The organism is Clostridium aminobutyricum (assembly GCF_017255415.1).
Classification (GTDB): domain Bacteria; phylum Bacillota; class Clostridia; order Peptostreptococcales; family Anaerovoracaceae; genus Aminipila; species Aminipila aminobutyrica.
Map to the genome: position 1 here is coordinate 137280 of NZ_JAFJZZ010000003.1, position 17627 is coordinate 154906.

18 protein-coding genes, 1 tRNA gene and 1 pseudogene are annotated in these 17627 nt (G+C 40.3%); 17 read left to right on the forward strand and 3 right to left on the reverse strand.

What is annotated here, in order from left to right:
* The first annotated feature begins 249 nt into the window (after positions 1–249).
* From JYB65_RS09095 to rlmD, 5 genes are all read left to right on the forward strand, one after another.
* Positions 250–702 (forward strand): DUF2975 domain-containing protein, encoded by a 453-nt coding sequence (locus tag JYB65_RS09095; RefSeq protein ID WP_206582351.1) that lies wholly within the window; start codon positions 250–252, stop codon positions 700–702.
* Positions 703–714: 12 nt separating this feature from the next.
* A complete protein-coding gene (locus tag JYB65_RS09100; RefSeq protein ID WP_206582352.1) occupies positions 715–921 on the forward strand; it encodes a helix-turn-helix domain-containing protein in 207 nt (68 codons plus the stop codon).
* Between the two features lie 72 nt (positions 922–993).
* Positions 994–2673, forward strand: a complete 1680-nt coding sequence (locus tag JYB65_RS09105) for a DUF4153 domain-containing protein (protein ID WP_206582353.1) — start codon at positions 994–996, stop codon at positions 2671–2673.
* A 125-nt stretch (positions 2674–2798) separates the two neighbouring features.
* Positions 2799–3212, forward strand: coding sequence for an acyl-CoA thioesterase (locus JYB65_RS09110; RefSeq protein WP_206582354.1), 414 nt, complete (start codon positions 2799–2801; stop codon positions 3210–3212).
* Between the two features lie 109 nt (positions 3213–3321).
* Positions 3322–4770, forward strand: a complete 1449-nt coding sequence (rlmD, locus tag JYB65_RS09115) for a 23S rRNA (uracil(1939)-C(5))-methyltransferase RlmD (protein ID WP_206582355.1) — start codon at positions 3322–3324, stop codon at positions 4768–4770.
* Positions 4771–5372: 602 nt separating this feature from the next.
* Here rlmD and JYB65_RS09120 read toward each other — a convergent pair.
* Positions 5373–5455, reverse strand: a tRNA-Ile gene (locus JYB65_RS09120).
* Positions 5456–5570: 115 nt separating this feature from the next.
* Here JYB65_RS09120 and JYB65_RS09125 point away from each other — a divergent pair.
* Positions 5571–6311 carry a S8/S53 family peptidase gene (locus tag JYB65_RS09125; RefSeq protein ID WP_206582356.1) on the forward strand — a complete coding sequence of 247 codons (741 nt, stop codon included), beginning with the start codon at positions 5571–5573 and terminating at the stop codon, positions 6309–6311.
* Positions 6312–6350: 39 nt separating this feature from the next.
* On the opposite strand, the gene JYB65_RS09130 is transcribed toward JYB65_RS09125, so the two are convergent.
* Positions 6351–6812, reverse strand: a complete 462-nt coding sequence (locus JYB65_RS09130) for a MarR family winged helix-turn-helix transcriptional regulator (RefSeq protein WP_206582357.1) — start codon at positions 6810–6812, stop codon at positions 6351–6353.
* A gap of 132 nt (positions 6813–6944) precedes the next feature.
* Between JYB65_RS09130 and JYB65_RS09135 the strand changes: the two genes are divergently transcribed.
* The 8 genes from JYB65_RS09135 to vanS all read left to right on the forward strand — a co-directional run bounded on the left by JYB65_RS09135 (position 6945) and on the right by vanS (position 13925).
* Positions 6945–8399 (forward strand): MDR family MFS transporter, encoded by a 1455-nt coding sequence (locus JYB65_RS09135; RefSeq protein WP_206582358.1) that lies wholly within the window; start codon positions 6945–6947, stop codon positions 8397–8399.
* A gap of 426 nt (positions 8400–8825) precedes the next feature.
* Entirely contained in the window at positions 8826–9089 is a 264-nt protein-coding gene (locus tag JYB65_RS09140; RefSeq protein ID WP_206582359.1) for a hypothetical protein, read from the forward strand.
* On the forward strand, positions 9086–10780 hold the full coding sequence (locus tag JYB65_RS09145) for an FAD-dependent oxidoreductase (protein ID WP_206582360.1): 1695 nt from the start codon (positions 9086–9088) through the stop codon (positions 10778–10780). The genes JYB65_RS09140 and JYB65_RS09145 overlap by 4 nt, the downstream gene beginning before the upstream one ends.
* A 1-nt stretch (position 10781) precedes the next feature.
* Positions 10782–10982: a 4Fe-4S dicluster domain-containing protein gene (locus JYB65_RS09150; protein WP_206582361.1), complete on the forward strand. Its 201-nt coding sequence runs from the start codon at positions 10782–10784 to the stop codon at positions 10980–10982.
* 337 nt (positions 10983–11319) lie between these two features.
* Positions 11320–11535: a helix-turn-helix domain-containing protein gene (locus JYB65_RS09155; RefSeq protein WP_206582362.1), complete on the forward strand. Its 216-nt coding sequence runs from the start codon at positions 11320–11322 to the stop codon at positions 11533–11535.
* Positions 11522–11959 carry a hypothetical protein gene (locus JYB65_RS09160; protein ID WP_206582363.1) on the forward strand — a complete coding sequence of 146 codons (438 nt, stop codon included), beginning with the start codon at positions 11522–11524 and terminating at the stop codon, positions 11957–11959. Before JYB65_RS09155 ends, JYB65_RS09160 begins: the two co-directional genes overlap by 14 nt.
* A 141-nt stretch (positions 11960–12100) precedes the next feature.
* Entirely contained in the window at positions 12101–12799 is a 699-nt protein-coding gene (gene vanR / locus JYB65_RS09165) for a VanR-ABDEGLN family response regulator transcription factor (RefSeq protein WP_206582364.1), read from the forward strand.
* Complete coding sequence (gene vanS / locus JYB65_RS09170; protein WP_425331124.1) at positions 12777–13925, forward strand: vancomycin resistance histidine kinase VanS; 1149 nt, start codon at positions 12777–12779, stop codon at positions 13923–13925. Before vanR ends, vanS begins: the two co-directional genes overlap by 23 nt.
* A 121-nt stretch (positions 13926–14046) precedes the next feature.
* On the opposite strand, the gene JYB65_RS09175 is transcribed toward vanS, so the two are convergent.
* Positions 14047–14742 carry a VanZ family protein gene (locus JYB65_RS09175; RefSeq protein ID WP_206582366.1) on the reverse strand — a complete coding sequence of 232 codons (696 nt, stop codon included), beginning with the start codon at positions 14740–14742 and terminating at the stop codon, positions 14047–14049.
* 270 nt (positions 14743–15012) lie between these two features.
* Between JYB65_RS09175 and JYB65_RS09180 the strand changes: the two genes are divergently transcribed.
* The 3 genes and pseudogenes from JYB65_RS09180 to JYB65_RS09190 form a co-directional block, all read left to right on the forward strand.
* On the forward strand, positions 15013–15987 hold the full coding sequence (locus JYB65_RS09180; RefSeq protein WP_206582367.1) for a D-alanyl-D-alanine carboxypeptidase family protein: 975 nt from the start codon (positions 15013–15015) through the stop codon (positions 15985–15987).
* 139 nt (positions 15988–16126) lie between these two features.
* On the forward strand, positions 16127–17395 hold the full coding sequence (locus tag JYB65_RS09185; protein WP_206582368.1) for a 4Fe-4S dicluster domain-containing protein: 1269 nt from the start codon (positions 16127–16129) through the stop codon (positions 17393–17395).
* 120 nt (positions 17396–17515) lie between these two features.
* Positions 17516–17626: pseudogene (locus JYB65_RS09190) on the forward strand (DUF1905 domain-containing protein); the annotation flags it as partial.
* Between the last annotated feature and the right edge of the window lies 1 nt (position 17627).

Consider the following 17627-nt stretch of genomic DNA (forward strand, 5'->3'; position numbering starts at 1 on the left):
AGGGAAGTGTTTTAAACACTTCTCTTTTTTTATTACGTAGGAAATATCGCTTGCGATATGACGGAGTATCATAAAAGTCTACCGCTAAAATGCGACCGAATGGGAGCTAAGCCTTTTTGCCCTAAGCTTGCTTGGCACGGTATAAACAATAAAAATTTATTGTTTATCGATAAAAAGTTATTGACAAACAAAATGTGGGGAATTATACTATGGTCATAACAAAGCTTTATTAGTAAGGAGAACGGTTACATGTGGAATTCAAATAAGTCATTACAGCTATCACGGATTTGTACGAAATTGGTAATGGTGTTGGTCGTCGTTTGTGCGATTTTATTACCCTATTTAATCGACATTTATAGGGTCTATAGCTCGTATTACACAGAAGATACAACGGTGAAACCTTTTATGGCTATTTTGTACAGCTGCTGTGTACCTGCTTTAATTGCGCTGTTCAGCTTGGATAGGCTGCTTACCAATATCAGCAGGGAGCAGGTGTTCACCGGCAGAAACGTCGGATACTTGAGGAGGATTTCGTGGTGCTGCTTTGCTGTTGCCGGAATGGTTGCAGTAGCCGGGTATTATTACTACGTATTCTTCTTCGGTGCGATCATGGCTGCTTTTATGGGACTCATTCTCCGTGTTGTTAAAAATGTCATAGAGCAGGCAATGTTAATCAAAGCAGAAAATGATTATACCATATAGGGGGGACGGGAGATGGCAATAATAGTAAATTTAGATGTCGTAATGGCTAAACGAAAAATCTCTGCCGGCGAACTTTCGGAAAAAATCGGTATAACGCCTGCAAACCTTTCCATTTTAAAAAACAACAAGGCAAAGGCGATACGGTTTTCTACATTGGAGGAAATTTGCAGGGTGCTTCAATGTCAGCCGGGAGATATTTTGGAATATACCGAGGATTGAAAAATTCTGAAAGGGAGAGAGGCCGAAAGGGGAAAGGCCTTTGAAAGAATCATTTATTGGAGGGAATCAGAGATGAAATATTATTATGCGGAATCAGGGGAAACGAGCGGAAATTCTCAACTTCATTATCGAAACAAATGGACTGCGGAGCCCATGAAATTCTCAACCGGAGATTCGTGGTTTGCAGCGGCCATGCTGGTTTGCGGCTTCTTATACTGGAACTTAATCCATTTTGCCAGCCTGAGTGCGGGGGTGACTATATTTACGGTCATTTTATGTGTTGTTGTGTGGAGCTATTTGAACGCAAAGGGGATCAACCAGACCAAAAAGAGTCTGCCATGGCTTGGACTTGTTGGGTTAACAGCACTTCTTTTCTTTTTGTTTGATGATTTCTATATCAAGCAATTTTCTTTTATGCTGTTATCTGCCGCCTTTCTGTATTGGGTATGCCGGTCAACCGGGCGCAGTCTGGATTCAACGCTTTCTGTCTATGTATTGGGAGATGCGGTGAACCAAGGGTTACTGCTTCCTTTTTCGAATTTCACCTGTGGGTATTTCGGACTTCAAGACGGGTTGAAAAAAAGCAAACATGGAAGAAATCTTATCTATGCGGCAGCAGGAATTGTTGTATTTTTACCCTTAATGGTGCTTGTCATCACACAACTTTCGAATGCAGATATGGCATTTGAACAATTGATCGATCGAATTCTAAACGCTATCTCCATTGAGACAATCACGGAATATGCGCTTCAATTTGTTGTTGGAATTCCGGTAGCCTTATATCTATACGGTGCTGTTTATGGGAATATATCAGGAAGGCATTCGGCCGATTTAAACAAAAATAACTTAATAAAATTTGCTCAAGGTATTCGGTTTGCGCCGAAGCTCACGATTTATACGGCATTGACCGTCTTTAATGCCATCTATCTTCTGTTTTTCTTTTCTCAAACAACCTATTTGTTCTCAGCTTTTGGAGATGTTCTGCCAAATACGATGACCTATGCGGAATACGCAAGACGCGGCTTCTTCGAGCTTTGCAAGGTTTGTACCATTAATATGGGAATCCTCATTGCAGCAAACTGCTTCATGAAACGTAATGAGACGATGGAAAAGCAATCGATGGAATGGACGGAAACACCTAAAATGCTAAAAATTCAAATGAGCATTCTGGCCGTGTTTACCATCTTATTGATTGTTACGGCTTTAAGCAAGATGGCGATGTACATTCATTATTATGGACTGACCCAACATCGGGTTTATGCCGCTTGGTTTATGTTAGCCCTTCTCTTTACATTTGTTGTCATCGTGGCTAGGCAGATAAAAGCCTTTAACGCATCAAGGATCATCACTATTGGATGGATTGCCGCATTCCTGATTCTTGCTTACGGAAATGTCGACGGCAATATCGCCAAGTACGATATGGAGCGCTATGAGAAAGGGACGTTAGAAAGTTTGGATTACAAGATGCTATTTGATCTTTCGGATGCAGCAGTGCCCTATCTCTATGAGCATTATCAGCATTCTACAGACGAGAAAGAGAGAACCATTCTCTATAGCGGGATAACCGGAAGGTATTCCTGGGGAGTGGTGACAGAACCTTATGAAAAAACCTTCCGAGATTTCAATCTTCAAGCGTATAGGGCAGAAAAGATTCGGAGTATTCTTGCTCATGAGGAGGGCAGAAATAATCCTGAAAATCTTAGCGATGGAGAAGAACTCTATCCGGAGGCATCCTATTTGGATGCGTATTAAAAAAGTGAATACAAGATGTTATGTTAATTTCCTATAAATTGTGATAAAATAATATCTAGAATATTAAATGCCACCAGTACTTGCATGCACGCCAAGAACCGGTGGCTTATCAGTTGGAGAAGAAAATGAGAAAGTATGAAACAGAGATAAGAGTAATATATGCAGATACCGATGCAATGGGAATCGTTTATCACACAAATTATATAAAATGGTTTGAAGCCGGACGAAATGAATATCTGAGACAAATCGGCTATCCTTACTCGCGATTGGAAGAGGAAGGGGTTTGGCTTCCCGTTGCAGCAGTAAATTGCGAATATAAAGCGCCTGCACGATACGACGACATCTTGCTGATTCAAACGGGTGTAGCGGAAATGAAAGCAGCGACCGTAATTATTAAATATGAGATTTATAATAAGGAAACTGGTGAATTATTGGTTACAGGCAATAGTAAACATGCTATTACGGATCCACAGTTAAAACCTATTCGTTTAAAAAAGGTGAATCCGGATTTATTTGAACGGATTATGTCCGACATATAATAAGTTTTGGAGCAATTTGGTGATGAAAATGCGATAAAACGGTTAGGTTTACAGAATAAATATGTTGCAAACCGGAAGGCGTTTTATGTAGATAAGAAAGGGAAAAAGAATGAATAAAGGCGAAAAATGTCAATTGCTGATTGACGATATAAGCAACGAAGGACAAGGAATTGGAAAGGCTGACGGCATGGCGGTGTTCGTCAAGGGGGCGATCCCCGGTGATGTGGTTCTGGCAGAGATTACAAAAGTAAAAAAGAACTATGCCTTTGCGATCCTTCAAGAAATTATTACTCCTTCCGAATATAGAATAGAGCCGGAATGTCCATATGCCGGTGAGTGCGGGGGCTGTACGTATAGCCACACCAGCTATGAAGGGCAGCTTGCTATAAAGGAAAAACAGATAAGAGAAAAGCTCACTCGGTTGGGCGGAATAGATAATCCGAAGGTAAATTCGATCATAGGAATGTCAAAACCTATTAGGTATAGAAACAAAGCGCAGATGCCGATTAGCTGCGGAGGAATCATCACTAGAAAAGGCGGAATCGTTGAAAATGTAGGCGAGTGCACCATTGGATTCTACAAAGCAAAGAGCCACGAAGTGGTAAATTGTGAGGAATGTCTGTTACAGGCTCCTCCTGTCTCAGCTTTAGCGAAAGCTCTTCGTGAATTTATGAAACAGGACAATATTACTGCTTATGACCCGAAGTGGGACAAGGGGTTAATGCGTCATTTGATTGTGAAGACCGCTATGGGCACTGGTGAGGTGATGGCGATTCTGGTGGTCAATGGCAAAGGGATTCCGAACAGTGCGAAATTAGTTGAAATGATGGATCAGGCCATTTATGAATTGCCGCCTCGAGAGGACGGTGTAGAATACAACCTAGAGAGCGTAGTGGTTAATGTGAAGAAAAAGAAAACACCGGAAATTATGGGTGATGAATGCATTCCTGTTGCGGGAAAATCGACTATATTAGAAGTGGTGGGGGATATGCAGTATGAGATATCTCCATTGTCTTTCTATCAGGTAAACCCAGTACAGATGAAGGTCCTTTATGATAAGGTGTTGGAATACGCACAATTGACAGGTGAGGAAAATGTACTTGATTTGTACTGCGGGGTTGGAGCAATCGGGTTGTATGGTGCTTCAAAGTCTAAAAAAGTGCTAGGGATAGAATCGGTAAAGGGTGCTGTTCTTGATGCAAATCGAAATGCCGTTATAAACGGAATTGTCAATGCGCGATTCGTTTGTGGCAGAGCAGAAGAGGAACTACCAAAGGTATTGAGCGGATACACCGATAAAGATGGCTTTGAGGTTGCGCCTTTTGATCCAAACGTGATTATTTTAGACCCGCCGAGAGCGGGATGTGCACCTGAACTGCTTGAAGCTGCTGTGTCAGCCAAACCAGACCGGATTGTCTATGTTTCCTGTGACCCGGCTACCTTGGCAAGAGACGTGAAAATCTTAGGAGAACTAGGTTATCAATTTGTAGAAGCGACTCCGGTGGATATGTTCCCTTGGACGGGGCATGTGGAAACGGTATGTTTACTTTCTAGATAAATCAATGGGTTCAAGTTTTTAAATAATCTAATTTTGTGTATTTGTCCACTATTCGTCCACATGATTTTTGATGCGTGGACAAATCACAAGATTGCTTGTCCTTGTGCCCTAACCGTTCCATAATGTTCAAACACTCTGCCAGTATTGTAATACTGGGCATAGGCTTTTCCTCGTGTGCTGACCTTTGCCATAAAACAGACTGGACGAGTTTAGATTGGACGGACGTGAACAGACTGGAGCAGAACATTCTAAATATAGATATTTTACTACAGCGGATGGCCGCTGTTTTTTTACGCTGTGGAGATGCACATGGAGGTGACAGATAATGCAAGACGGAATTATAAAAGATGAAAGTAACAGTTCAGACGTTATTTGGTGTAGCTAATGTGGATGCAGCACTGCAAACCATTATGCAACGTATCGAAGCCTAATGCAACCCATTTGGCTACAACAAATGGCTGGATTATTCCGCAGAAGGCAGCGCTATCGCAAATGAGTTGTCAGCCCTGATTGTAAGTGCAAAAGCATACATAAGAGAACAGTATCCGGATAGATAAGCTAGATTATGGGCATAAAAAAACGAGCTATAAGCTCGGTAAATTCAGATGGGACAGGATTCGAACCTGCGGGGCTTTCGCCCGACGGAGTATAAAACCGTTGCCTTAAACCACTCGGCCACCCATCCCCAATGTCTATATTTTACACTATATAGTTAATTTTGTAAATAACACTTGATGAAATCACGCGCTAATGCGTGTTTTTATACCATTTTTAAGCCGATAAGCGGAAAGGAGATATCTATGACAACAACTAATCCGGACTTACTGAAGGATATTAAACAACAAAATGACTACTGTGGTGTAACCGCATGCCATACATCTGGGATAACTGGCAAAGGCGTAATTGTATGGGATATGGAGAGTTACCCAGGAAGCAAAGAACACGGGGCAAAAACAACACAGAGGATATTGGATGCTGCACCGGATGCTACGGTCATATGCGCATCACCTAACATCGTAATGTCAGAAACAGAGGTGAAAACTGCTACGGTGTTATCAGATGGGGTGATGTATGAAATGGAGGATTTTATCCGGAAGTACAATATAAAAATACTAACGAGGTCTGTAGGGGGAAGCTTTTGTCAGGGAACTGCATCTTATAATTTTTGGAAAACGCTTCAGGATAAGTACCGGCTAATAATCTTGAACTCCATGGGCAATGAGGGAGATGAACAGAAAACCAAGGATGATCGAATTGCCATTATGGTAGGAGCTTGCGGCCTGATTAAGGGGAAACCCAAAAGAGATCAATATTCTTCCACTGGGATTGATATAGACTTTATTGATTTCCGGGGATGGGATTCCGGCACTTCTTTTAGCACCCCGTATCTGGCCGGAAAGGCGGCCTTGCTTGCACAGGTATACTCAGACATAACTCATCAAGAAGCATACGAATATTTTAAAGCTAATTCAGAAGATATTCAGAAACAGGGATTCAACATATATACCGGATACGGGTTGCCGATAATGAGGAATGGATAGGGCAAGACCGTATCTCTATGGCAGCGATACGGTTTTAACTTAGTTTTCAGAGGAGTTAAGTTGCAACAGAATATCTGCCAACTGATTTTGCTGCTCTAATGTTAAAGCATCCATTAGGTTTTCTGATATAGAATTTGATGCTTTATCTGCAGTTTCAATAATTGGACGTGCAAAGTCAGTGAGCTGCAGGATTGTAGCACGACGGTCAGATGGATCAGGAATTCGTACAATAAAATTCTCTTTCTCTAGAGCATCGACAAATTGAGTGACAGTTCTTGCTTTAATACCTAATTTTGTAGCCAACTCGTTCATCCTTATTTTACCGGCTGCCGATATCTCAAAGAGAACACGTAACCGTGGACCTGTTAATTGTTCGGGCAGGCCACATGATAATAGTCCAACTTCGAATCGCTGTTGAAGAAGGTGGTTGACTCTAAACAATAATTGTAATAAATCTGATTTTGATAACTGATCATCTTTAGATGATTTTAAGATATCCATAATACCTCCTTGACAAAATTAAAAATAGTGAGTATACTCACTATGAGTTATGAAAAAATAGTTAAACACAATATGGTTTTGCTCTTAAAAATCATTGTACCCTATTTTTATTAATTTGTACAGGAGGATATCATGGAAAATCAAATAAATGTAAACACAAAAGAATTTTCAATCAAACAAATAATCAAACCTTTAATAGCCATATTAATGGCTATGCTGCTGGTCATGCTTGACAGTACAATTATGAATGTTGCCATTCCTCAGTTGGAGAATATTTTTAAAACGGATTTAAAAACAATTCAATGGGCAATTAGCGGATATACCTTGGCTTTATCTGCGGTTATACCATTAGCCGGTTGGTTTTCAGACCGGTTTACTTCGAAAAAAGTGGTGTTGGTGTCAGAAATTATCTTTATCATAAGTTCTATCCTTTGCACCATTGCGAAAACACCTGCTCAGCTTATTGTTTTCCGTGTCCTTCAAGGCTTAGGCGGCGGTATGATTGCACCAATCAGCATGGCACTTTCTTTTAAAATTGCGCCACCTGATAAAAGAGGGTCAATAATGGGTATTTTAGGTTTACCGATGTTGATTGCGCCTATATTAGGCCCTGTTATTTCGGGATTCCTATTACAATATGCCAGTTGGCATTGGATTTTTCTCATCAATATACCAATAGGTATTATAGCAATTATTCTAGGTATTAAGTTCCTTCCGTCTTCTAGTTCAGGTAAAAACTTTAAGCTGGATATTTTCGGTGCGTTTTTGGCTCCAATATCCTTTGCTGCACTAATATATGGCGTCCGAAATGGAAGCGGTGAGGGATGGTCAAATACTGCCACGATTGTATCTTTGATTATTGGTTTTGTGTTCCTGGCGTTGCTTATTATTGCTGAACTGAGACAAAACAGCCCTTTGTTAGAGCTTCGTAGTTTTGGTTCGATTGAATTTACGAAGGGCATGATTCTTCATTGCATGAACTGGACTGCGATTTTTGGGACGGCACTGATGCTCCCGATTTATTTCCAACAGTTAAGAGGTTTTTCAACGTTACATTCGGGACTAATGATAATTCCGCAGGCTGTTATGTCCTTCCTAGGTATGATTGCTGGCGGAAAAATATTCGATAAAAGAGGTGCTAAACCAGTAATTTTCACAGGTTTATTACTACTCTCACTCGCACTTTTCTGTTTGTCTGGAATCAAAGCAGATACCAGCATTTATTTGCTAATTGTAGTTTTAGCAATCTTAGGTCTAGGGCAAGGCCTTACATCCATGCAGATTAACACATACGTTCTTAAATCCGCTCCAGAGAGATTAATCAGCAGGGTAACTCCCATGACGGCAGCATCCCAGCAAATATTCGGATCTTTTGCAGTTGCACTTATTTCAGGACTGCTAACATCAAATATTTCAAAGCAGATAGCAATTATAGATCCAAATGTTCCCGAAGCACAGGTAAAGGCGATGGCAGTAGCTTTTGATCATACCTTTATTGCCGCCATGATGTTTGCGATTTGTGGCATGTTATTAAGCTTGTTACTGCAAAGCAAAAAGGCTAAAGATGAGCCTAAAATAAATAAATGATCTCACGGTTTTCTAAATCCAGAACGCTATGTTAAAGATTAATAAGGCGTAAACAAGGGCAGAAATTATTGAATAGAGCTAACATCAATATCAATTCGTTAAAGGGCATCCACGTGGTCGCTCTTTTCTTTTGCCCAAAATACCGTCTTCATGCTCTCCAAGTATATGAAAATTGATAGCTCATTGTTTTTAGGTGATGATTTTAAAATATTTATGAAGGGTGTTGACAAAGCTTAAAATTATGAGTATACTCATAATAAATAAACACATAATGATTATACATAATAAAAGTTGGCCCTTTTAAAATCATTGAACTTTATTTTTATTGGTTTGTGAAGGAGGTTATTATGGAAAATAGAAAAATTCAACTGCAAAAGAATTTTTAGAATCTGAGAAAGTAAATAGAAATAAGAGAGGAGAATGAATATGGCAGAACCAACATCGGAAAAACACTACGAGGAAAAGTTTGAGTTTCCTCTATGGAAGCTTATCAAGGGGAGAGCTGAAGAGAAAGATATCAGTTACCTGAAGGCAGCTGAAGAGGTTGTTCCCGAATATGAAAAAACCATAAGGTATCGGGATACAGAATTCGAAGAGGCGGCAGTAAAGAAACGGGCGAAGGAAATGATGGAGGTTTTTTCGCGCGAGCATACGGAAAGTAATAAAAAATCTAAGGAGGTTCATAGATGAGTCTAGAACAGATTACGGACAAGGTTGTGGAATCGGATGTGTTGGTAATTGGAGGCGGTATTGGTGGCTGTTGCGCTGCAGCAAAAGCTGCGGAGTATGGACTAAAGGTTATACTGGCAGAGAAAGCAAACCCTGAGAGGAGCGGTAGTGCCGCGATGGGTATTGATCATTACGGGGGATTTCCGCAAGGCATGAGTGTACTAGAAATGGTACAACAGGCGCAGCGTTTCATTAGTGGTTCTAATGGTCCAGGTAGATTTCTGAATCCGAACATTAATTACAAGGTCTACGACAGCGAGTTTTGGGCGTTAGAAGAGCTAGAGAAGCTCGGCGTAACAACGAAGTGGGATGATGGTGAATACCGTTGGATGCCAGACCCGGGATCGGGTATGAGGGGAGGTGCTACGCTTCGCGTGCACTGGGCGAATATAAAGCCACAACTTGCAAAAGCAGTACAAAAGAGGGGAGTGGAGGTTCTCAAGTGGACCACTATTGTAGACCTGCTCACGAATAATGGTAAAGTCGTAGGCGCTACTGCAGTAAACACGCGAACGGGTGAATTTATCGTAATCAAAGCGAAGGCAATTGTAGTTGCAACCGGCGGATTTGGCCGTAGCTATGACCCTGAGACACCATTACCCTGGAAGTACAAATTGAAATACCACTTTTGTCCGGCGTCGCTCTCCGGGGACGGACACGCTGTAATTTACAGGGCTGGTGCAGAATTGGTCAATATGGATCTCACTGGATTTGGTTTCAGGCTGCGGGATGACCTGAGCATTTCTTTCGGTAATCTCCCAATGAATGAAGGCATCCCCATGAAAGTAATGACATGGAATGGAGACGAGATATTCAATCCAAATGCAAGTCGATATGCCGAACTAGAACAGAAGGGTCTGACTCCAATCTACGACAGTATTGAAGACCTGCCCGACGACTGGCACAAGAGAATAGAAGTTTGTTACTACGACGAGAGACTCGTATCGTTCAAGATAGCCGAGGAAAGAGGCTTCAACCCCAGAACCCACCGTTATGAGATAATGGCGCTTAAACCCTACCAATTTTCACTTGGTTCTGGTATAAACCTGATAGACGAAGACTTCAAAACCTCTTTAATAGGTCTTTATGCTACAGGGGATTGCACCGCAGGTGCAACGGGTTGCAGTGGTGCCATCCCTAGTGGATTTCACATTGGCGATAACATTCATAAGTTCGTCAGTGAGGCGGGTGATCCTATAATAAACGAAGCTCAGGTGGAAGAACAGAAAAGAATAGCTTTGGCGCCCCTGAGTATAAAGGACGGCACTGAGCCAATGGAACTAGAGTGCGCCATTCGTCACATCTGCGAGAGGTATGTGGGCATGTATAAATCAGAAGGTAAGCTCAGAGAAGGACTGAGGCGGCTTAGTACGTTGAGAAGAGAGTTCCTGCCCAAATTAATGGCCCCAACGCCTCATTACCTGGCGAGATGTCTGGAGGTCCGTAATATAATGGATCTGACTGAGGTACATATTAATGCCTGCTTAGAACGAAAAGAGACACGAGGCAGCTTCTTCAGGAATGATTACCCGGAGTTAGACTCAGCGCGAACTAATATGGCCACTTATCAAAGAATGGAAGACGGGAAACCGATACTTGTAATAAGGGAAGTACCTGATCTAAAACCAGAGTACACGAAGGAGGGAAAATAACATGCCGGCAAAAGTAGATAATAAACGCTGTATCGGCTGCAAGAGATGCTATAATCTGTGCCCCTTAGATGTCTTTTCATGGGACGAGGAAAGAAAAAAACCTGTGATGGCGTATGAGGAAGAGTGCTGGCACTGTGGTATATGTTGGATGGAGTGCCCGAAGCGGGCTATAGATATCACTTTACCGGCGTCATTATGGTAACCTTGGACAGGCTGCCGAAAGGCGGGAGCATTCTTTATTAAGCTGTTAAAAAGTCTTTCATAATGACAAAACCAAATATATCAAATTAGGAATAGGCATCACCCGCCCAATAAAAAAACGTGAGTTTGGCAGGGATTTACCTATACCAGAATAGCTAACGAACCCTCCAAACCCATGAAGTTTGGAGGGTTGCTTTGTGTGTTGGTCAATAATGATTGCACTGCTGCGGATTGAAAAAGTCTATTGTTTTTTTGGAAAGTAAACTTGACATTTTATTTTACCCATGCTATGCTACAAATGGAAAGCATACTTTACATTTGTAGCAGGAGGCGATGCTGTGAAAAACAGACTGGAAGAAATCCGCAAGCAACAAGGAATACGGCAAGAGAAACTTGCCGCTGATTTAGAAGTATCTCGGCAAACGATTGGCTCTTTAGAAAATGGACGATACAATCCATCTATCATTTTAGCTTTTAAAATTGCAAGATACTTTGGAATGAGCATTGAAGAAATTTTTATTTATGAGGAGGATCAAGAAAATGAAACAATATAAAATTGTGCGCTACATTGTATTTGCTATAATCGGTTTTGTAATTTTCGGAACAGGATTGGTTCTGATCAAACTGTTGCCTGATGCGGATGGCATACTCAAAACATTACCCTATATTTGCGTAGGTTTGGGTTCGGGGTTGCTCGGTGGCAATCTTGGAACGGCTATTAAAAATCGTGCCGCACTTAAAAATCCGCAAATCGCAAAGCAAGTTGAAATTGAGGAGAAAGATGAGCGCAATCGTGCAATCAGCAATAGAGCAAAAGCAAACGCTTATGACTTAATGATATACACCTATTCCGCAATATTGTTGGCTTTTGCGCTGATGGGAGTAGAGCTGTACGTTGTGCTTACTCTTGTAGCAGTTTATTTATTTATCATTTCTGCGAATGCTTACTACTTGAACAAATATCATAAAGAGATGTAAGCCATCGATCTGTGATGAATGCAAGAACCAGATATTCAGAAAATCTTAAGATTTTAATAAGTAAAAAGATATAAAATGGATTTTTGCTTGGGGTATAATAATGATGGGAATATATACTTAAAAGTAAGAAGGTGAAGCTTTTTGGCTGCAAATATTTTAATCGTTGATGATGAACAAGCAATTGCCGATTTGGTGGAAGTTTATCTGAAAAATGAGAACTATACTATCTTTAAATTTTATAACGGCAAGGATGCCCTTAACTGTATTGAAAATGAAAAACTAGATCTCGCCATTTTGGATGTTATGCTTCCTGATGTAGACGGGTTTTCAATCTGTCAGCAAATCCGGGAAAAGCATAATTTTCCGGTTATCATGCTGACAGCCAAAGAAGAAGAAATCGATAAGATTACAGGGCTGACATTAGGTGCGGACGACTATATCACCAAGCCGTTCCGTCCTTTGGAACTGATTGCCCGTGTAAAGGCGCAGCTCCGGAGATTTACCACATATAATTCTTCAGAGACAAATGAGGAAGAACACGTGATTGCCTTTTCCGGCTTAGTATTGGATATGGATACCCACGAATGCACGCTGAATGAAAAAAGGCTAACTCTCACTCCTACAGAGTTTTCTATTCTTTGGGTTCTTTGCTCCAATCGCGGACGAGTGGTAAGTTCGGAAGAATTGTTCCATGAGGTATGGGGAGATAAGTATTTCACGAGCAGCAATAATACGGTAATGGTTCATATCCGACATTTAAGGGAAAAAATGCGCGACAGCGCGGAACATCCTAAATATATCAAAACGGTATGGGGGGTTGGCTATAAAATTGAAAAGTGAGAGAGATAAAAGAAGGAATGATTATGCAAAATTAAAAAGAAAAGTATTTTCTCAAATGTTTCTCCTTATTTTTGTCACGGCTGCAACTGTTATCCTCCTGCGTTTTGTCATTCAAAAATGCTTTAATGTCGGAGATAGCATTGTCCGTTTTTTAACGAATACGTTTTATTTGCGTGACTGGGAAGCTCAGACGATTTATCGGTATGCATTTCTTAACAATATTGATTTTATTACACTGATTGTGATTCTACTATTCTTGGTTCTATTACTTAAATTTACAATTTCATGGTTTACCAAATATTTCGATGAAATCAGTGCTGAAATAGATAAGCTTGCTGAGGAATCCGATAATGAAATTACTTTATCGCCGGAATTGGATTTTATGGAAAATAAGCTGAATCAGATAAAAAATAACTTAGCAAAACAAAAGAAGGCAGCGCTTGATGCCGAGCAGCGTAAAAATGACCTGGTAGTTTACTTGGCTCATGATATAAAGACACCGCTGACCTCCGTCATAGGGTACTTAAGTCTTCTGGATGAAGCGCCTGATATGCCTCCCGAACAGAAGGCAAAATATGTCGGTATTACTTTGGAAAAAGCTTATCGATTAGAGCAGCTTATCGATGAATTTTTTGAGATTACAAGATTTAATCTACAAACTGTTGTTTTAAATAAGGAAAAAATTAATTTACATTTCATGCTCCAGCAGATGGCAGATGAATTCTATCCAATGCTGACGCCACAGGAAAAGCAGGTGTCCATCGATGTGCCTGACGGCCTCACTCTGTGGGGAGATGCAGACAAACTGGCCCGTGTATTCAATAACATTCTGAAAAATGCGATAGCCTATAGCTATGAAAACAGTGTTATTGATATTTCCGCTCAACAGCAAGATCAAAATATGATGATAACCTTTACAAATCAAGGGAATCCAATCCCACGAGAAAAACTGGAAACGATATTTGAGAAATTTTTTCGGCTGGATACATCCCGTTCTACTAATACAGGTGGTGCCGGGCTTGGGCTGGCTATTGCAAAAGAAATCGTAAACGCACATGGCGGCGATATTTTCGTGCAAAGTAATACAGAAAAGACAACCTTTACTGTCATGATTCCACAAAGATAAAAATAGGACATGTTATCTGCTACAGTCAGATGGCTTGTCCTTTGGTATTTAAAAGGAAATGTCGTTAGATTTTTCTGTTAGATACCAAAGGAAGTGCGGAGTGGCTCTCTAGCCACTTTTTTTAATTAAGTAAAGATCTTAAAAATGGGTAAATGATAAATGGGTTATACACAAATAACATACCGGCAAATGCGATGGCTATATAAAACCATGCCTCTCCACGAAGGAGCAAGGGAATTCTTTTTATATTGGTAGTTTGGATAGAAACCTTGTCCTGTAATTTTGATAAAGGTTCTTTCGACAGCCTAAAAATTATCCATCCGATTAACGTTCCAAGCGTATTCATCAGTAAATCATCAATATCCGTTACTCTTCTTATATTGAACAATTGAATCAATTCTATTATAAGAGATAATGTAATACCGGATAATGCTGTTTTCCATAACACTTCATACTTTTTCCAAATAAATGGAAGCAACAATCCGAGAGGTACAAAAAGTAATATATTCTCTATATATGGGAGAACCCCTTCTGTAATCCAATGAAATGGAATCAGATTGATCTCATCCGGTGGAATATGGAGCCCCTTTGGTGTTATGATTCCAAAGCTGTTATGAACAATATCTTTTAACATGGTAAACATACCAGTAAAACTTAGCACGCCAGTAAGGTAGTACACAAAGATATATACCACTACGATATGTTGAATTGACAGCTTATAGCCAATTTTTTTGCTTTGAAAAGCAAGCAGTATATGGTATGGAATCAAGAATGGCAAAGTGCTGATAAACCATGCAATCGACACTATAATAAACATTAAAATCGCTATGATAACTAATTCACCTCCGTTGTAAGTACTTGTTCATTATAAGATATTAAAAAAAGAAATGTCTTAACAAAAACTTAAGATATGATTATTTTCTTCTTAATAAGTTCTATTTCTTGCAGCACTAGATAATTTACCTGATCGAAAGCAAGAAATTAGAAATGATAAGAAAATCTTAAGAAGTTCATAAGATGGAATTCCAACATAGCCCCTTGTTCTATGGTTGAATAATATCAGCACAGAAGAAGGAGTTGTTTGATTATGGCACGAAAAGCAAAAAAGAAAAAGACAAGAGTACGAAGATTTGTAACATTTCTGTTAATGGTTACCGTCGTCGCTTTGGCTTACAAATCCATCATTACTTTAGGAAACCACCAACTATTTGAGAAAGAATATGACGATAAAACCTCGTCCTATTCTTCTTTAAAGACAACGGCTGATCCCTCTGTTTCTATATCTTTGGACAAGCTGAACAGTCCTAATGCGATCTTGATCGGCTTAAAAGATCGTACCATCCTGATGCAAAAAAACAGCGAAGACAAAATCTATCCTGCTTCTTTGACTAAAATGATGACAGCCATTGTTGCAATAGAAAATTTATCTGATCTGAACGAAAAAATTGAACTTACCAATTCTACGTTTCAGGGGCTGTACGAAGCCCATGCATCAATGGCCGGTTTCCAGTCAGGTGAGCGGGTCAGGGCAATCGACCTGTTATACGGAGCAATGCTGCCAAGCGGTGCGGAGTGTTGTATCGGACTTGCCGGTCAGATTGCGGGATCAGAGCAGGATTTTGTAAAAATAATGAATCAGAAGGCGGCAGATCTCGGTATGAACAATACTCATTTTGAAAATGCGACTGGACTTCACAATGAAAACCACTACACAACAGTCAAAGATCTGTCCATCCTTCTAAGCTATGCTTTGCAAAATGACACTTTCCGGGAGATTTTTACTTCATCCCGTCATTCTACACAGCCTACGAATAAGCACTCTGGAGGGATAACCTTTTATAGTACCATGTTTGAAGACCTCAACAATCAAAATATTATGGATGGGGAAATTTTAGGAGGAAAAACTGGATATACTGAAGAGGCCGGTCTATGTCTCGCGAGTCTCGCCAAAGTGGGTAAACAAGAATATATTCTGATTTCAGCCGGCGCACAAGGAGATCACTATTCGGAACCGTATAATATTACCGATGCAGTAGCCGTATACAGCAGCATAAGAAAATAACAAGTGCTTCATAAGAGTGTATTAAGATTTTGCACTGTTATCCAGAGAAAATTATATTCTTCTTGGTCTGGTAGAGTTGAACGCATTTTGATAAAATAGGTATAAGTCTATCCAAGCTTAATATCAGGAAGGTGAATCCATGGGACATATTACAAGCAAAGATGCCTATAAAAATTTAGAAGAAAGAATCAATTGGTTTACCCAAGGGGCTCCTCCGACGGAAAGTCTGTATAAAATTCTACAAGTTCTATATACAGAAGCTGAAGCCAAATGGGTCGCCCTATTGCCGGTTCGTCCATTCACCGCAAAGAAAGCTGCAAGAATCTGGAATATCAGTGAAGGGAAAGCAGAAACTTTTTTAGAACGTCTTTGTGAGAAAGCACTACTTGTAGATTCGTATTATAACGGGGTACGTCAATTTGTAATGCCGCCACCAATGGCAGGGTTTATTGAATTTGCATTAATGCGTACAAGAGGGGACATTGATCAACAATATTTAAGTGAGTTGTATTATCAATATATGAATGTAGAAGAAGATTTTGTGAAAGACCTGTTCTATGCTACAGAGACAAAACTGGGACGAGTTTATGTGCAGGAGCCCATTTTGACCAATGAAAACACCCTTCATATTTTGGATTACGAAAGAGCGAGCCATATTATTGAGGAAGAGACTTATATTGGGCTTGGCACTTGTTATTGCAGGCATAAAATGTACCATGCAGGACATCCTTGTGAAATAGATGCCCCGTTGGATGTTTGCCTCACCTTGGGAAACGTTGCCCGTTCGCTTGCAGAACATGGGCAGCATGCCAGACTAATTGATAAGAAAGAGGCAATGGATGTACTGGAACGTTCTTATGCCGCCAACTTGGTGCAAATCGGAGAAAATGTCCGGGAAGCTCCTGCATTTATCTGCAATTGCTGCGGTTGCTGCTGTGAAGCTTTGCAAGCAGCAAGAAAATTTAGTCCAATGCAGCCAGTAGCCACCACAAATTATATCCCGAAAATCTCAGATCAATGTGTCGGATGCGGCAAATGTGAAAAAGTTTGTCCGGTGTTGGCCATTTCTATGATAGACAACACAGCTGGTAAGAGGGTGGCCTTAGTAGATAAAGAGGTTTGTCTCGGTTGCGGCGTATGCGTGCGAAGCTGTCACAAAAAAGCCATTGAATTAGTGAGAAGAGAAGTTCAAGTCATTACACCGGTAAACAGTACCCACCGATTTGTATTACAGGCCATCGAAAAAGGAACTCTTCAAAATCTTATCTTTGATAATCAAGCATTTGCCAATCATCGTGCTATGGCGGCCGTATTTGGGGTTATTTTAAAATTACCGCCTTTAAAGCAGATGCTGGCTAGTAAACAGTTTAAATCCATATATTTGGATAAGTTGTTGTCAAATCGGTAATATTTAAGAAGTGTAATTAATGCTTACCAATGCAGTAGTTATATCAAATAGTGCCCTGCATAGATGGATTAGATAAGAGAATCCGCGAATTCATCAGCAAAGACGACGGAGGAGGTTTATATGAATCCTAAAATATATGAATTTGATCCTATTATACACAAGATTCCCGGAATAGACGGTGCATATGTAGAAATCCCGTTTGACGTAAAGGCGGAGTTCGGCAAAGGACGGT